The 15,341-nt window shown below is 54.8% G+C and carries 14 protein-coding genes and 1 pseudogene; 4 read left to right on the top strand and 11 right to left on the bottom strand.

The genetic code is table 11. The features are described 5' to 3' along the window. Positions 1-77: 77 nt before the first annotated feature. Genes BLV85_RS12090 through traJ form a run of 7 tightly spaced genes read right to left on the bottom strand, consistent with a single transcriptional unit; the run spans position 78 to position 9,584 of the window. Positions 78-4,040, bottom strand: a complete 3,963-nt coding sequence (locus BLV85_RS12090) for a strawberry notch family protein (protein ID WP_218132834.1) — start codon at positions 4,038-4,040, stop codon at positions 78-80. 1 nt (position 4,041) lies between these two features. After that, positions 4,042-4,269 carry a hypothetical protein gene (locus BLV85_RS12095; RefSeq protein ID WP_090415508.1) on the bottom strand — a complete coding sequence of 76 codons (228 nt, stop codon included), beginning with the start codon at positions 4,267-4,269 and terminating at the stop codon, positions 4,042-4,044. A gap of 4 nt (positions 4,270-4,273) precedes the next feature. Next, positions 4,274-4,507, bottom strand: coding sequence for a toprim domain-containing protein (locus BLV85_RS12100; protein ID WP_090415509.1), 234 nt, complete (start codon positions 4,505-4,507; stop codon positions 4,274-4,276). Positions 4,508-4,521: 14 nt separating this feature from the next. Then, entirely contained in the window at positions 4,522-5,058 is a 537-nt protein-coding gene (gene traF / locus BLV85_RS12105) for a conjugative transfer signal peptidase TraF (RefSeq protein WP_090415510.1), read from the bottom strand. Beyond that, the gene (locus BLV85_RS12110; protein WP_090415511.1) at positions 5,055-6,959 is read right to left on the bottom strand and encodes a type IV secretory system conjugative DNA transfer family protein; all 1,905 of its coding nucleotides are present in this window, start codon (positions 6,957-6,959) and stop codon (positions 5,055-5,057) included. The genes traF and BLV85_RS12110 overlap by 4 nt, the downstream gene beginning before the upstream one ends. Beyond that, positions 6,956-9,178 carry a TraI/MobA(P) family conjugative relaxase gene (traI, locus tag BLV85_RS12115; RefSeq protein WP_090415512.1) on the bottom strand — a complete coding sequence of 741 codons (2,223 nt, stop codon included), beginning with the start codon at positions 9,176-9,178 and terminating at the stop codon, positions 6,956-6,958. The genes BLV85_RS12110 and traI overlap by 4 nt, the downstream gene beginning before the upstream one ends. Positions 9,179-9,209: 31 nt before the next feature. Beyond that, entirely contained in the window at positions 9,210-9,584 is a 375-nt protein-coding gene (traJ, locus tag BLV85_RS12120) for a conjugal transfer transcriptional regulator TraJ (protein ID WP_090415513.1), read from the bottom strand. A 337-nt stretch (positions 9,585-9,921) separates the two neighbouring features. On the opposite strand from traJ, the gene BLV85_RS12125 reads away from it, so the two are divergent. Genes BLV85_RS12125 through BLV85_RS12135 form a run of 3 tightly spaced genes read left to right on the top strand, consistent with a single transcriptional unit; the run spans position 9,922 to position 11,470 of the window. Beyond that, a complete protein-coding gene (locus BLV85_RS12125; RefSeq protein ID WP_090415514.1) occupies positions 9,922-10,311 on the top strand; it encodes a TraK family protein in 390 nt (129 codons plus the stop codon). Next, positions 10,311-11,036: a nucleotide-binding protein gene (locus BLV85_RS12130; protein ID WP_090415515.1), complete on the top strand. Its 726-nt coding sequence runs from the start codon at positions 10,311-10,313 to the stop codon at positions 11,034-11,036. Before BLV85_RS12125 ends, BLV85_RS12130 begins: the two co-directional genes overlap by 1 nt. After that, positions 11,036-11,470, top strand: coding sequence for a conjugal transfer protein TraM (locus BLV85_RS12135; protein WP_090415516.1), 435 nt, complete (start codon positions 11,036-11,038; stop codon positions 11,468-11,470). The genes BLV85_RS12130 and BLV85_RS12135 overlap by 1 nt, the downstream gene beginning before the upstream one ends. A 47-nt stretch (positions 11,471-11,517) precedes the next feature. Here BLV85_RS12135 and BLV85_RS12140 read toward each other — a convergent pair whose 3' ends face one another. From BLV85_RS12140 to BLV85_RS12155, 4 genes are all read right to left on the bottom strand, one after another. Continuing rightward, positions 11,518-12,129, bottom strand: a complete 612-nt coding sequence (locus BLV85_RS12140; RefSeq protein WP_245725210.1) for an IncP plasmid survival protein KfrC family protein — start codon at positions 12,127-12,129, stop codon at positions 11,518-11,520. A gap of 25 nt (positions 12,130-12,154) precedes the next feature. Beyond that, positions 12,155-12,499 (bottom strand): IncP plasmid survival protein KfrB, encoded by a 345-nt coding sequence (gene kfrB, locus BLV85_RS12145; RefSeq protein WP_090415517.1) that lies wholly within the window; start codon positions 12,497-12,499, stop codon positions 12,155-12,157. A gap of 147 nt (positions 12,500-12,646) precedes the next feature. Further along, positions 12,647-13,588, bottom strand: coding sequence for a DNA-binding protein (locus BLV85_RS12150; RefSeq protein ID WP_090415518.1), 942 nt, complete (start codon positions 13,586-13,588; stop codon positions 12,647-12,649). 216 nt (positions 13,589-13,804) lie between these two features. Next, positions 13,805-14,440 (bottom strand): SOS response-associated peptidase, encoded by a 636-nt coding sequence (locus BLV85_RS12155; RefSeq protein ID WP_090415519.1) that lies wholly within the window; start codon positions 14,438-14,440, stop codon positions 13,805-13,807. A gap of 16 nt (positions 14,441-14,456) precedes the next feature. Between BLV85_RS12155 and BLV85_RS12160 the strand changes: the two are divergent. Next, positions 14,457-15,341: pseudogene (locus BLV85_RS12160) on the top strand (hypothetical protein); the annotation flags it as partial.

Below are 15,341 nucleotides of genomic sequence, written 5' to 3' on the forward strand. Positions count from 1 at the left end.
TTTGCGTTCTTTTGAATATCGTGTCATTGTTTATTCCTTATCGCCCCCGAATATTAATTAAAAATTAGACACGACAACTATTCTGACACAGGGGGATCCATGAAAAACACGTTGTCTTTGTTCCTACCATGCTCGTGAACAAACCAGCCGCTGAGCGTTCCAGGTTTCTCTTGTTGCTTCCTGGCTATCGCGGCGATTTCATCCCATTCCACATAGTGCAACTCGTTGGTAACGGCGAACTCAACGTAGCGCGTTTGTGCTCCGGTCTTGGCGTCCTCGTAGGCAACTTCGTCGCGGGTTTTCTGGATGTTGAGCGCCCGTAACGTTTGCAGTCCTTCGTCGTAGAGCCCGTGCTGTTTCGCGTACTCCACTGCCTCGACAAGCCGCGATTCAAACTCGTCGAAAACGGCGTTCTGCTGGTCGGTTTTAAGTGACAGCAAGCGGTTCAGAAACTGCGGAATATCAGGAATTTTGGATTGATCGAAAGCGCCGTCTCGATCTAGCAGATTAAGCCCCATTTCCCGAGTGACGCTCTGGAAGCTCAGGCCCGTCCGATTGTGGTAGAGGTCAACGAAGAATGTGTACAGCGCGATCTTGGCATACTCGCTTTCCAGATTGTCGGAGGCCGTGAACATGCCCTGGCTGGTCGCTTGACGCTGACCTCGGGTCAGCGCTCCGAGCTGGTCTAGCCGGCGAGCGATTGACGACACGAACCGCTTTTGCGCCTTCAGGTTCGTCGTCGGTAGCACGTAATGCGGTTCGGTCGCCTGGTTCGTTCGATGTGTGCGGCCGAAGCCCTGGACGGCAGCGTCAGCTCGCCAGCCGGGTTGCAGAATGTAGTGAATTCGCTTGCGCGTATTCGCCGCAGTGTTGTCGGCATGAAACGAGTAACCGGTTCCGCCAGCTCCGGAGAAAATGAGGATCTTCTTCTTATCGGCTTGAAACAGTTCCGCGTCCACGCGAGACGAATTCTTGCCGCGCTTTTCCTCAACAACCTTCAGATTGCCCTCATCGTCTCGCACCTGGACGAATCGACGGCCACGGCCGGTGATTTCAGCCACGGTATCCGGGCCAAAAGCGTTGATAATCGAGTCGAGTGGGTTTTCCGGCACCCGGATATGCTGCAAGTTGGTCAACAGTTGATCGCGCAGCGCTATAGCTTCGCGGTCGAAAACCTGATTGCCCTCGGCATCCCGAACCGGCACATAGATTGCGTTGCCGTTGTCGTCCTTGGTTTCCTCGAACGCGGCGACCGGGAAGCCGTTGCGGACATAATCCATCAGCATTTGACTCGGGGTGAAATCCAGATCTTCGAGGTCGGAATTGTTCGCCATCGCATCGGCAATGATTCGCTCCTGGGCCGCCTCGTTCGTGTTGACGATCTGGATGACGGCAGCATGGCCGGCGTCGAGCTGCTGTTGAATATGCTCGATTACGGCTGGCGTCTGCATGGCCGTGATGATCTGGTTGAAAAACCGCTGGTGAGCGCCCCAGAATTGCGCTAGAGCCGCGCTTTTGCCTGGGCCGCTCTTACCGGCTTGGGTAATCTCCAACGCCTTTTCAACGTTATTCAGGACGATTTGCCAAGCCCCAGCCAGCTCGTTGTAAATATCCTTCTGGAGTTCGCTCAGCGTGTGCTCCATGCGCTCGTAGCTCACGCCGTCATACGACAGTGAGCGGGCCAGATACATGCCCATCGCTTTCATGTCGCGGCTGATGAGTTCCATCGATGCGATGCCGCCGGCAGACACGCCATTGATGAAGGCGTTTGCATCAGCAAACGGCGTGCCTTCGCCCCACAAGCCGAGCCGATCGGCATAGCTGAGATTGCTGACCTCGGTGGCTCCGGTCGCGGACACATACACGACACGGGCGTTTGGCAATTCGCGTTGCAAGTTAATGCCGGCAATTGCTTGCTGAGACGGCTTGCGAACGCCGCGCTTACCTTTGATCGCGATTGCGTTGCCCATGCTATGGGCCTCGTCGAATGCAATTACGCCGTCAAAGTCCTTGCCGAGCCATTCGACCATCTGTTGCAAGCGGGACTTGCCGCCTTTTTGACCTAGATCGGTCGCTTGCTTTTTCTCGCCGCTGCGCAAGGTGGAATAGGTCGTGAACAAAATTCCATCCGGCTGCGTGAGTTCGTTGCCGGCCTTGGCCTTGCCCTGGAAAAAGATGCTGTCGGGATTGCCGCCGACGGATGAGTAATCCCGGCGAGCGTCGTTGATAAGCCCTTCGTTGAAACTCACCCATACGGCTTTTTTGCGGCCTTGAGCAAGGTTGTCCAGGATGATGCCGGAAATTTCGCGTCCTTTGCCTACGCCCGTCCCGTCTCCTATGAAAAAGCCCTTGCGCGAACCGTTCGGCAGCACTTCAGAATGAGCTTGTCCCGCGTAGACAATCGATTCGAGCTGAGCAATCGACAACAAACCTTGCCGAACGACGCGGGCCGGCAGTGCCGGCGTGTAGGTCGGTGCCGGCGGTTCCACGGCCGACATTGCGGCCGACTGAACCAATTTACCCGGATGCGCATGCGCATCTGGAATGCTCAGGCGTTGCGGCGTGTAACGCGCGAAAACGGAATCAGTAAATTCGCCGGCAACGGTCTCGGTAGCCTCTACAGCAATGCCGGTTCCTGAGCCTTCAACGACGCTACCAGCTCCTCCAAAATCGTTGCCGCCGCTTCCTCCAGGTTCTCCGGTAACGTTATCTCGAACGTCACTCCGGGTTCCGATTCCGTCATCAGACTCATGGCCAGTGGCGGATTCTCCCCCAGCTTCGCTATCAGTAGCAGCGGCTCCGGAATCGTCGGCGTTTCCAATAGATTGCGTTCTAGCGCCTCGCGAATCAGTACCAAAGTCGTCAGTTCCTGGTTCGGGTCGAATGGAATCTCGTACCGCGTCAGAATTGTCGCGGCTTGTTGATTCAATGAGTTTTCGTTGTAGATGTTTACGGTCATTGCGGATGCCCTCCAATAGAGCGGGCAGTTCGGCCACGGCCGCGACTTGCCCAGTTAAAACGGGTTGGATGGTCGGCCCGGTCTTGTCGATAACCAGGATTTGGTTATCGAAATTCGTGCCGTATTTCGCGTACTCGCGGCCGGCGATGCCAATATTTGCGCGGACGTCGTATTTCGCCTCAATCTCCCGCCACCAATCACGGAACGCCGGTCGGTCGTAAGCCATGCCTTGGCCGACGATGGCAACAAGACGCCCGCCGTCACCAAGTCGTAGAAGTGCTTGCTCGATGTGCCGAGCACCGTTCGCATTACTGCGTTGGCCCTGGACACGGCCCGCCGTGGATGAAAACGGCGGATTCATCACGATGACCGTGGGAACAGTGTCGGCCGGCAGGACATTATTGAGCTGTTCGGCGTTTTCGCGGAACAGCGTCGCATCCGGGAACAGCTGAGTCAGCAACGCATGACGGCGTGGAGCGAGTTCGTTCAGCACGATGTCCGCGCCGGCAATGCGCGACCAGATAGCCAGGTCGCCGGTACCGGCGGATGGCTCCATCATCCGGTCGGTTGGTTGGACGTTCGCCGCCCAGTTTGCAACGAAGGCCAGGGCGGGCGGTGTGCTGAACTGCTGGAATTCATCCATTTCCGGGTCGCGCCGGGTTTGCGTCGGCAGCCGCTGAATGCGCTGAGTCAGTTCCGCCGCTTTTGCCTGCGCCCACTCAGCTCCATTGTCAATCCAGTTGGCGGGTTCCGTTGCTAGTAAGTGCAGATTGAAGCTGGTTTCCATTGCATCGTAGGCGTCCTTCGGCGAATACGTGCCCTCGGACTGCGTACCGCCAAAAATACGATTGGCGGTACGGGTCAAGAACGCGTTTGTAATCTCGCCTTCACTGTTCAACTTCGCTGCCAGTCCCATCGCCAATTGGTAGCGAGACTCGTCGATGTTCGGGGGATGTACCGGCGTTACCACGACCTCCGGCTGCACCGGTTCCTGAATGGCTTCAGGCGCTGCAGGTGTCGCATCGACAAGCCAATCGTCAAAGAGGCTTAGCTGTCTTGAATTCGGAGACTTTTTCCCCATGTCATTCCTCGTTCGCTGAATCCACCGCGCTTTCGATGGCATCTTCTTCAGTCAGGGCATCCTCGATGAATGCGCCGGCCTGCTCTGCTTCCTCGGGATCAAATTCGACCTGGTAACCTGGTGTCTGCGCATCAATTAGCTTCTCACGCAGCGTTTCAGTGGCGTTTGCATCGTCATCGAACGACGGTAGTACTGTATCGGTGGTGGCCTGATTCTTGAGATTAATCATGGTGTTACTCCTTCTCGGTGGTTGAATCAATAGGGTCGTTACGGCTTTTGCCGTTACTGTTGCGCGGCACATCACCCGGCGTGTACGCGTCCGGCTCGGCCTGTTCCAGCATGTGGCCAAAGCACCAGATTATTTTGTCGGTGCCGCGCTCGATGTAGCCGTCGCCTTTGCTTGTGATGCCCAGCACCTCGGCAATGGCCTTTGCCGCGGATGGTTTTTCAGCGATGAAAAGTCGCATGGTGATTTCCTTCCCTACCAAGTGATGACCGGACGAATCACGGTCTTTATCTGCGAAAGATTGATTGGCCCGAAGTAACGGCCATCGAATGATGTGCCGCTTACGTCCGACATAAGCAGTACCTCGGAATTGCTCAACATATAGTGGTCGGCCTGGAAGCGCGGCAATGGTCTGCCAACCGAATCGGCCTCGATTGGCTCACTCAAGGGCAGCAGCGCGCCATTCACCCGCACGCCGTCATCAGTGACGGTCACGGAATCACTTTTAGCGGCTAAAACCCGCTTCATCATGTAGCCGTAGCCGCCGGTGCAGAAACCGGCTCCGATGTAGCCTCTTTCCTTTGCATCATCGAACACGCCCGCTTTCGGAGGGCACCAAAGCACATAAGCACCCTTCTCCACCGGCGCGCTGCTTGTCCAGTACAGGCCGACCGGAATACTCTTGGTGGTGTTGATGCGGGCACCTGCGACATAGCAGGCCGCGCCCAGCTCCAGGACGGCCGTGCCGGCGATGGCTACGCCTATGGTGATGCGTTTCGCCACGTTCTTCATATCGTGATCCTCTGTCCTGTGTCTTGGACGTGGGTGAGCTTGTCGCTGACCTTAGGGGCCGGAATCGCGGCCCGCGCTTGGAACACCGGGTCTTTGAAGTAAAGCGGCTGCTTGCCGTAGATCGCGGGATAGCCGGTGACATAAACAACCATGTCGCCCGCTTCTTCAATCTCGCCTGTGGCCGACTTACGCGGCCCTGGCATACGCAAGCATTCATCTGGTGTCAGCAAGGCCCGCTGCACTTCCTGGAACGTGCGCGACACCTGTCCCAACATGGCGGCCGTGCGTCGGCCGCTGGTCGTGATCTGTTCCTTAACGATAGTGGTCTGGCCGGTCAGCCGCGAAAGGTGTTCGGCAGTCTCAACACGGTTGGGCGGATAAGCGTTTTGGACGTGGCAGTTACTGGTGATCGTTTCATCGTGGCCGTAGCCGGATTCACGACTCTTGAGCTGGTTAATGTCCTGGCAAATCAGGTAGCACTTGATGCCGTAGCCAGCGACGAACGCCAGCGACTCTTGCAAGATTTCCAGCTTCCCAAGGCTTGGGAACTCGTCCAGCATCATCAGCAGCCGGTGTTTGTAGTACGCGACCGGCCTCCCATTCTCAAAACCCATCTTGTCAGCTAGCAGCCGCACAACCATGTTGACCATGATTCGCACCAGTGGGCGCAGGCGGGCTTTGTCGTTGGGCTGCGTGACGATGTACAGGCTGGCCGGGTCATCCTGGTGCATCAAGTCTTTGATGCGGAACTCTGATTTGCTCACGCTGCGGGCCACGACTGGATCGCGGTAAAGGGACAAGTACGATTTTGCGGTGGACAGCACCGAACCCGCCTCTTCCTCGGGCCGATCCATCATGTCACGGGCCGCCGATCCGATGGCATGGTGGTTCTGGCCGTCAACGTGGCCATAAGTCGCCATTTCCATCCACAACTCGCCAATATCACGGTTAGGATCGGCCAGCAGGGCATCGACCGACGGCAAGGTGGCATTGGTGCCGTCTGCCTGGGCCTTATAAAGCGCGTGCAGGATCACGCCGACCAGCAAGGCAAACGCGGTTTTTTGCCAGTGGGAACTAAGGCCCTTGCCATCCGGATCAACGATGAGCTGGGTAAGGTTCTGTACGTCGCCCACTTCAAATTCGGTACCCAGCCGGATTTCATCAAGAGGATTCCAGCAAATGCCACCGTTCGATGAGGCCGGCTCAAATCGCAGCACTTTGTTCTTGGCGTGCTTCTTCCGCCATCCGGCAGTCAATGCCCACAACTCGCCCTTGAGGTCTGTAATAACCGCGCTGGCCGGCCAGGAAAGCAGTGTCGGGACAACCAAGCCAACACCCTTTCCGGATCGCGTCGGCGCGTAGCACAAGACATGCTCCGGGCCGCTGTGTCGCAAGTAGTAGAACGAACCGTCCTTATCTTGCCAACCCCCAACATAGACGCCACTGGACGTTGGCTTTTCCTTGCCGGTCACGATTTCCAGGATAGTACGCGGCCGTGGCAACAGACCAGCGGCTTGAATATCCTTCTTCTCAGCCCAGCGGGCCGATCCATGCAGAAACTGGTTTGCCTTGGACGTGTTTGAGGCAACAACCTTAGCGATAGCTACGCCCAGCAGCCCTACCGTAGAAACCAACATGCCGATATTGCCGGCACTCAAGATTTCGTTGGGATAGTGGCTGTACCACTTCGACGCCCATTGCAGGATCGACCAAGGCGCATAGACATGGTCAATGTGGCCGCCAAGGCTTGCCTGATAATCGAACGTGTGCGCGAAATACTGGGTAGCGGCTTGCAGGCCAGCACCCAGCGACAAAGCACCCAACGCCGGCAGCAATTTGCTCGCCTTAGGCTCCGCAGAACGTACCTGAGGGCCAACTGCATTGTTCATCTTTATTTTCATCTGCTCCTTCCTTTCGACGTTTTGATTGAGCCTTGTGGCGTGATCGAGACTGCATCCCCCACGGTAATGCGCTTCAAGCGGCGGGCAGTGGTCTGGTCGATGGGCACCACCAGCACGTCATCGTCACGTTTCACCAGGGCTAAGGTCTGGCCTTCGACATTCCGCATACCGGCAAACAACAATTCGCTATCGCCGTTAGTATAGCGCATGTATTTCGGTATATCGAAGCATTTTAGCCTCTTTCCTTCACGTTCAACAATGTATTTATCCATTGCCATGATCTGCTCTGGCTTGTATTGGAGACCTGCCTCTAGCCTTCCTCCTGGCCTAGATACTCCCCGTCGCAGTGCGTTATCTGGTTGGGTTCCTTGCTGCTCCATGTGACCAGGAACATCACGCGGCAGTAACACTTCACTTCCGCTGTCGATGCGAACCACACCGAGTTTTGACAGTGCTCGCAAACGGTTCTGGCTTTGGGGCGGCGGGACTCTTCCAATGCTTCCAATGTTCGGCTTCCGGTACTGTTTGACGGCGTGAATCCTTCCTGCTGGATCGCTGCCGCCTCGGTCATCGTTGATACTGGATCGGGCAGAGTTGTTCTCGGCAACGGGTCTTGATCCAACGCGGCCAGTGCCTCGTCCAGCTCGTCCTCGATCTTTTTGGGGTCTATCATGGGTGTTCTCCTTCTTCAAAAGAGCCTGACGCCGACTTTCAAGGGCCGGATCGGCAAACGTGATGGGTAGTTGTGAATCGACGGCTGCGCGGATGATCTGCGCCTTAAATTCGGTGGTGCCGTTGACGGTGATGCGGTTACCATACCGCTCCATTGCCACCCGAAGGGCTTCTTGCAAGCCCTCGCGGGTGGCCTCTCGGGACACTTGCAGCTTGTCGCCGTCATCCCGCACGGCAGTCTTGCCAGCGCGAAAAATGATCGTTCCCTTCTTCGTGATGTTGTCCACCACGGGCGCGTGCCCTGGCTTTGCCTGGCCCTGGCCCTCGACGGTGTTACCCTTGAGGCCATCGGCGGCTTCTCGGGCGCGCAAAGCGGCCAGCGCCTCGCTGTTGCCCTGCAATGCTTCCTTCTTGAGCCAGTCGGCCCATGTGTACCGCTTGTGCTCATCGTAGCAGCCCTGGCGATCCCGTTGGTATTCCTTGTTGATGCTGTCCAGTTCGGCCTGCAGGGCCTTGCTGGCCTGGGCATACAGCAGCTTCTTGTTCAAGCGGTTGTCGCCCAAGACCTTAATCGCAGACCGGCGCAGTCGATTCGACCGCTTTGCATCCTCGACCTTCCGGGTTTTGCGCTGCCTAGCCCTGTCTACGGCCAACCGCTGTGTGACCGCCACGGTTTGCTGGTCTGCCTTATACTTGGCGTACAACTCTGTTGTGTTAACTCGCAGACCTACCGGCTTCTTCTGGTACTGCCGCTTCGTTTTTATTTGTGCTTGACGTTCGGGCGATGCCTCGAACGAGCCAAACCTCGCTTCCAGCTTCAGCTTAGAAAGATCACGGGCTACGGTGCTTGCCTTGACCTGGGTGCCGTCGCCAGCTTCGATTACGAAGCCATTACCTCTTATGAGCAGATCTAAGCCGTTAGCCTGCAAAGCCTGGTATAGCTCTGCCCAAGACTGCGCAGCTTTGATTTCATCAAGACACTCGCGCTTGATCCAGCCGATCAGGCTTTCTACACCTGCATGACGCTCCATATCAGCGGCGCGACCCTCGGAAATACTGCGGGCCGAATTATGGTTGTCTTTTTCCAGCACGTAATCGCGTTCCAGGATGGCGCACAACTCGCCCAGCGTCCGAAAGGACTGGAAGGGTTCGTGCATAGTGTTGCGTGTCGGGTGAATTTTGTTGATGGCGATGTGAACGTGCAGGTTGTCAGTATCGTGATGCACGACACTGATTCGCTGATGCTCGCCATAACCAAGCCCTGCACAAATTCTCTCTTCAATCGCCTTAAGGATATCGGCATTAGGTTTCTCGCCGGTGCGAAAGCTCACCAGCAGGTGATAGGTCTTGTCGCCAGTGGCTCGTGTGTTTATGTGCTGTGTCGCCAGCACTTCTTCTGTGGCAGCCTGCACGGTGCCGGCCTGGCAATTTGTCAGCGTAACCAGGCCCAGTCGTTCGGACTTACTCTGTGCGTCCGTGATGTACTGCACCAGGCCCGCAAAATCGCTCTTGCCAAGTGTACGCATGGGGACGTGCTTAGCGATCACCAAAAGCCTCCGGTCTTTTTAGCGGCTAAAGTCATCGCTCTGCCCTCGGCCTTACAATAGCTTTCATGACGCGGCCCATATCATCCTGGGTAGCTTCGATTCGGCCCAGTAACGCTGAGATAGTCGCCTCGCCAAACTTAGCCGTTCGCACGTCGTCGGTCAGCCAAAGTTTCAGTAGTCCACCCAGCCGGCCAAGATCGCCATTGATCTGGGCCAGCTCGCGCACGCGCTCGTAGTCAGTAATGCCTTTGATTTCGTAGCCCTGGCCAACCTCGCGCAAGTAGCGCGCAACGCTCAAGCCAGCTTGCCGGGCTTGCCGTTCGATTTCTTCCTTCTCTTCCGGGAACACCGGCACTCGTAGGTGGTGGTGGCGCTTCCGGCCTGTTTGCTTTTCGTCTTTCCCCATCGTCCAACCTTGTTAGTTATTTCTTGCCGGCGGTAGCCGGCTGCCTCGCAGAGCAGGATTCCCGTTGAGTGCCACGGCGCGAATAAAGGACAGTGAAGATAGATAACCGGCTTGCCGATTAGCTAACTTCACCCATCCTGCCCGCTTTATACCCACGTTTACTCCAAGAACGAACGCAGATAAATTTTCGATTTACTAGCGATTTTTCCTCAAAACTGACACAATTATATCAACGATATAGCGAAATAAGTTAGATTTGCGCTAGAATCGTGACTGTAGTGCTCCAATCGATATAAAGTCGTGAAGAAATCGGATTAATGAAGGATGAGAAATCGTTATGGTTAAGAGCCTTTCAGAACGCATCGCTCTGAGGGTGAGTACCAAGAAACCGACTCGTATCGGAAAAAATCGGGCATCGTTCCTTGCCGTTAGGAATGATGTAAAAGCGGCGCTGGACGATGGCTGGCCAGTCAAAGTGATCTGGGACACCTTGCGTGATGAAGGAAAGATCGAGTTCGGGTATGACGCCTTTATCGGGTACGTGAACCGACTCATCCGCAATGCAGAAATCTCACTCATCAAGTCGTTAGACCACCCGGCGAAGACTGACAAGCCAGCACCGAAAACCAAGGCGAAAACCGATGCACTACAAGAACCAAAAAAGGAAACCCCGTTTATCGGCGGCTTTAATTTCAACCCAACACCAAATAAAGAGGATCTATTCTAATGGCTAAAATACATATGGTATTACAGGGTAAGGGCGGGGTCGGCAAGTCGATGATCGCGGCCGCTATTGCCCAGTACAAAGCAAGCAAAGGGCATAAACCCCTTTGCATTGACACCGATCCGGTCAATGCGACTTTCGAAGGATATAAAGCCTTAGACGTGCGCCGCCTGAACATCATGGATGGGGACGAAATCAACACCAGAAAATTCGATTCCTTGGTCGAAATGATCGCTTCGGCCGAAAACGATGTCATCATCGACAACGGAGCCAGCTCGTTCGTCCCGCTGTCGCACTATCTCATCAGCAACCAGGTGCCGGCGTTGCTCCAAGACATGGGGCATGAAATGGTGGTGCATACCGTTATCACTGGTGGGCAAGCACTGACTGACACAGTAAGCGGATTCACCCAACTTGCCGCACAATTTCCAGCCGAAGCCCTGTTTGCCGTGTGGCTTAACCCCTATTGGGGTGCGGTCGCGCATGAAGGTAAAAATTTCGAGCAAATGAAGGCGTATACGTCGAACAAAGCTCGTGTTTCGGCCATCATCCAGATCCCGAACCTCAAGGACGAAACCTACGGTCGTGATTTTGCCGAAATGCTGCAAGCCCGCCTGACGTTCGATGAAGCTCTGGCAATGGAATCGCTCACGATCATGGCTCGTCAGCGGCTCAAGATTGTACGAACTCAGCTCTTTGGCCAACTGGACAATGCGGCGGTACTGTGATGGAAGATAAGATCGAGGAAACCATTAAGGTCATTGCGGTACGGCACGGCATTGCCGTCAGCCGCGATGATCCGATCATGGTACTTCAAACGATCAATGATCGTTTGATGCAAGACAGCCAGGCCGCCCAGCAAGAAATGCTTGAAGGCTTCAAATCGGAGCTGGAAGCGATTGCGCACCGCTGGGGTGATGACTCCAAGAGAAAGGCCGAAAGAACTCTTAACGCGGCCCTGGCGGCTTCTAAAGAGGCAATAGCGCAAGGAATGAAAGAAGGCGCGAAAGCGGCTGCCGAATCCGTACAGCGCGAGTTTGATGCCAGCGTGACCAAGCTGGCCGACTCGATCTTGGACGCGCGCCGCGTGTCTATGTTGAACATGGTCGCCGCCTTCCTAGTTGTGCTGGCCGCAGCGTTGGTATTGTGGGCCTCGATATAGGCCCCATAATGCGCCAAAGAAAAAGCCAGGCATTGCATGGCTTTTTCTTATACGGTGCGAGATAAACTCAAAGAATGCGACCTTCCTAGTCGCTGCTCTTGGGCCAGTTTTCGTTCCCTTTCCTGCTTGCGCGTAAGCGCCTGGTGCCGGCGGGCCGCTTCGCGCATCGCATCCCAATCCGAAGCCAGTTCGGGATGCTCGGCGCGCATCTTACGCGTGGCTAACTCTTCAATCTTGGGTCCGTGGATGCCCATGCCTTCCTTGATATCGCGGACCATTTCAAGACGCGTATGCAATACCTGCAAGCGCGCCTGTTGTTGCGCCTGCCTGCTCTGCCATGTTTGCCGGGTGCCTGGCCGTGCCAAGAATCCCGGTTTTGCGGCTTGCGCCTGTTGCAAGCGGTCTTGCTGTCGGTCGATCAGGTTTTGTAGGCGATCCTCGATGCGGTCCACCTGGTCGAACTTTGACTGGACGTAAACGGCCAGCGCCTGCTGATAGGTCTGCTCGATAGGAGCGGCCTCCAAGGCCACCTGTTGCTCGCGCTTGATCTCCTGGGCGGCTTCTAGCAACTCTTCGCCGTCACTCGTAGTGGCAACGCTGCGGGCCGACCGGATAGGTACAGTGGCGTTAGTACCTCGCTGCAATACTGAATTTTTCAAGGAAGTCTCCTTTAGCCGCTAAAAATTACCGGGATCGCCCTCGGCTAAGTTTTACAGCTTCGGCTACCACAGCCTTGCCCTGGGCATCGTAACCAATACTCTTTAATGTCCCTATATCTGGCACTTTATCGAAATTCTGCCGATCATGCATAACAAAATTTATCCCGATTTGCTGGTACACGTTCCTACTGTCCGTATGAACGATCGTCCCATCATGCTTCTGGCTCTTGTCGGCTTCTTTCGCCATGTACAGGTTGTAAATTCCTGGCTTGAGTGTGCCGGCCTTGTCTACTTTCTCGTTTGACCACGTGCCCCCTTTCTCGATCTGAACGATACGCTGCCCGTTCATGATCAATAGGCGTTGTTTCATAGGATGCTCCTATCGTCGTTACCGGCTAAAAATAAGATGTTTACCCTTCCATTCGCCATAAAGGAAAATCCGTTATCGGCAGTTCGAGGCCGGTTTATCCAGCCTGTCAAGGTAACACCGGCATTTTAGTTAAAACCCATCAATAAATTAGGGTTTTTCATTCTTGCCCCGCTCGCGCTTGTCCTTCTCTGCCTTCGCCAAGACGGTTTCAAGGACTTCCAGGCGTCCCCGTAGGGTAGCGGCATCTTCTCTCGCCTGGGCGGCTTCCTTGCGGATGCTGTCGCGCTCTGCTTGCACCTTGGTGTACCGCTCGGCCTGGCGCGCTGCCTCCTGAGCCACAATTTTCCGCTGCTCTTGGTGCGCTTCGCGCTCAGCACCGGCCGTAGTCTTGATCTTATCAATCTCGGCCAGCGCATCTAGGGCTTCATCGCGGGCGGTATCGCGCTCTTCCTCGGTAGCCTTGGCCCGGCCCACGGCTTGATCGCGTTCCTGGCGCAGCCGGTCAGCTTCCTGGTGTGCCCTATCCAGTTCGGCCCGCAGCTCGCGGGCGCGGCGCTCGATCTCCTCGGCCTTCTGCTCGGCCAATGCTGCCCGCCGCTCAGAAGCGACAAGGGACTCGCGCAGCTCGGCTAGCGCCTTGTCGTGAGCCTGAGCCAGTTCTCCAGTAGTGGCCAACGCCTTTTTCAGATCCTCGATATACCCTTGCGCGGTATCCAGTTCAATCACTTGCGCCTCGTAGGCGTCGGCCAGCTCGGTCCTCATGATGTCCAACTCGGCCCGCTCGCCCTCCCATTTAGATTGCGCGGCGCGCAACAACTCGTTGGCCAGCTCCTGGGCCTGCTGCCACAACACGGCCACTGCATGGCTGCCGGCCGCCTGTACCGCCTGGGGCACTTGAACAGCTACCGGGACTGCCTGGGCGGTCTGCGCCCGTCGCCATTCCTTCATGCCGCTGCTGGCGTCATTCATGTTGACGTGGGCGGCCTTGCGCACGGCATCGACGGTCGGGAAGGTATCCCGGCCATTCTGCTCGAACAGTGCATCAGCAGCGGTAAAGATGCGCTCACGAGTTTCTTTAGTCAGTTCCATTTCGTCGCTCTCCTGGAAAGAATAATAATAATATTCATATTATTATTAAAGTATTTTAGCTAACTTTTAGCTGATAAAGTACCTAGCCCGGGGCGTGTTCGCTGACATTCAGGCAAAAGAAAACCCGTCGGAACGGAACAGGTTATGGGTAAGATCGGCGGGGGATGGTGTGGGATGCAATAAAAAATCGTCAAGGTAACGTATAAAACCCCAGCATCAAAAAACAATCAATCTGTCCGCCGGATAGTGCCTCAAAAATTCCTTAGCTTCATTGACTGGCACTGACAGCCAGTCTTTATATGCTGCCTTGGGCAGAATGACCACCATGCGCTTTTCGTCGCCTGGCTTGTGAAATTGATTCATAAGCGCATGATCATCAGCATTGATGGTTAACATAGTAAATGAATCCATTTTTTGTGATCCTTTTCCCCAGGTAGACCATAAACCGGCAATTCCCATCGGTTCACCATCTTTTCTGATAATTCGAGTTGATACAGCTTTGCCCGATCGCCAATCCGGCTCATAAATGGCATCAGCAGGGATGATGCATCGCTTACCATTCCGCCAGGCATCTCTGAAGCTGGGTTTTTCTGCAACGGTTTCTGAGCGGGCATTAAATGTTCTGCGACCGTATGTTGTCTCTTTTGCCCAATGGGGCAATAGACCAAACTGGCCGGCTAATGCCAGGAACTCCGGAACCGCTTCATCGCCTAAATCAATTTCATCCGGTCGGACAATAAACGTGCTGTGATAGGTAAGCCAGACATCAAAACGAATGTCTAAAGGCTGTTCAACACCAAAATAGTTTAATAGCCGGTTGGCGTCTCTGATTGATTCATAGTGACTGCACACTGTAACTCCCTAATCCATGCCACGAATAAATTCGTCCACGATACCTTATGTTTATCCGAGCCATTTAAAACCCTTGCTGGATAATTTGCCCCGGTGCCATGGTGTATACCTATTCTTTGGAAGAACTGAGCTACCTCTTTATATTGGCAAGAGCATCAGTATTCGCTCCAGAGTTATGGATCACTGTCGTAACCCTGATGAAGCATCATTATTAAGACAAATTATCCGCATAGAGTATCAACTTACTGCTGGTGAAATTGGCGCGTTACTGCTGGAATCAGCGTTGATAAAGCAATACCTGCCGATCTATAACAAAAGACTGCGACGAACCAGAACCCTATGCTGCTGGCACTGGCAGGATGGTAAGCTCTATCTCAAAAACATGAATGAGGTGGATATGGCCAGGACAGATAATCTTTTTGGCCTGTTCCGCAGTGGTAGAAGCGCCCGGGATACACTCATCCAACTGGCAGATACGAACAGACTGTGCCTGGCAATTCTGGGCTTGGAGAAATCCACAAAAGGCAGGCCATGTTTCCGTTCCATGATTCGCCTCTGTAGTGGGGCCTGCTGCGGGAAAGAATCTATTGATGATCATACTGCCAGAGTAATTACAGCTCTGGAAGGTGTGCGTCTCCAGAAATGGCCGTTTGACGGAGCAATATGTATTCGGGAAAATCACACTGAGCTGGAACAGTATCATGTGATCAAGAACTGGTACTATCTGGGCAGTGTTGAGACAATCCAGATGGCACAGAAACTGAATAAACCAGCGCCTCATCTGGATTTGGATACTTACAAAATTTGGCTCGTCAGCAGAATCTGTGGGCGACATCCGGTTCAGGTAGCGCGCCAAGTGCATGATATAATGCGATTTCTGCGCCATGAAAGGTTCGAAATC

This window comes from Nitrosomonas halophila (assembly GCF_900107165.1).
Classification (GTDB): Bacteria; Pseudomonadota; Gammaproteobacteria; order Burkholderiales; family Nitrosomonadaceae; genus Nitrosomonas; species Nitrosomonas halophila.

Coding starts and splice junctions, on each gene's coding strand:
- BLV85_RS12090 (WP_218132834.1), bottom strand. CDS start 4,040: ATGGGGAAAAAGTCTCCGAATTCAAGACAGCTAAGCCTCTTTGACGAT.
- BLV85_RS12095 (WP_090415508.1), bottom strand. CDS start 4,269: ATGATTAATCTCAAGAATCAGGCCACCACCGATACAGTACTACCGTCG.
- BLV85_RS12100 (WP_090415509.1), bottom strand. CDS start 4,507: ATGCGACTTTTCATCGCTGAAAAACCATCCGCGGCAAAGGCCATTGCC.
- traF (WP_090415510.1), bottom strand. CDS start 5,058: ATGAAGAACGTGGCGAAACGCATCACCATAGGCGTAGCCATCGCCGGC.
- BLV85_RS12110 (WP_090415511.1), bottom strand. CDS start 6,959: ATGAAAATAAAGATGAACAATGCAGTTGGCCCTCAGGTACGTTCTGCG.
- traJ (WP_090415513.1), bottom strand. CDS start 9,584: ATGGGGAAAGACGAAAAGCAAACAGGCCGGAAGCGCCACCACCACCTA.
- BLV85_RS12125 (WP_090415514.1), top strand. CDS start 9,922: ATGGTTAAGAGCCTTTCAGAACGCATCGCTCTGAGGGTGAGTACCAAG.
- BLV85_RS12130 (WP_090415515.1), top strand. CDS start 10,311: ATGGCTAAAATACATATGGTATTACAGGGTAAGGGCGGGGTCGGCAAG.
- BLV85_RS12135 (WP_090415516.1), top strand. CDS start 11,036: ATGGAAGATAAGATCGAGGAAACCATTAAGGTCATTGCGGTACGGCAC.
- kfrB (WP_090415517.1), bottom strand. CDS start 12,499: ATGAAACAACGCCTATTGATCATGAACGGGCAGCGTATCGTTCAGATC.
- BLV85_RS12150 (WP_090415518.1), bottom strand. CDS start 13,588: ATGGAACTGACTAAAGAAACTCGTGAGCGCATCTTTACCGCTGCTGAT.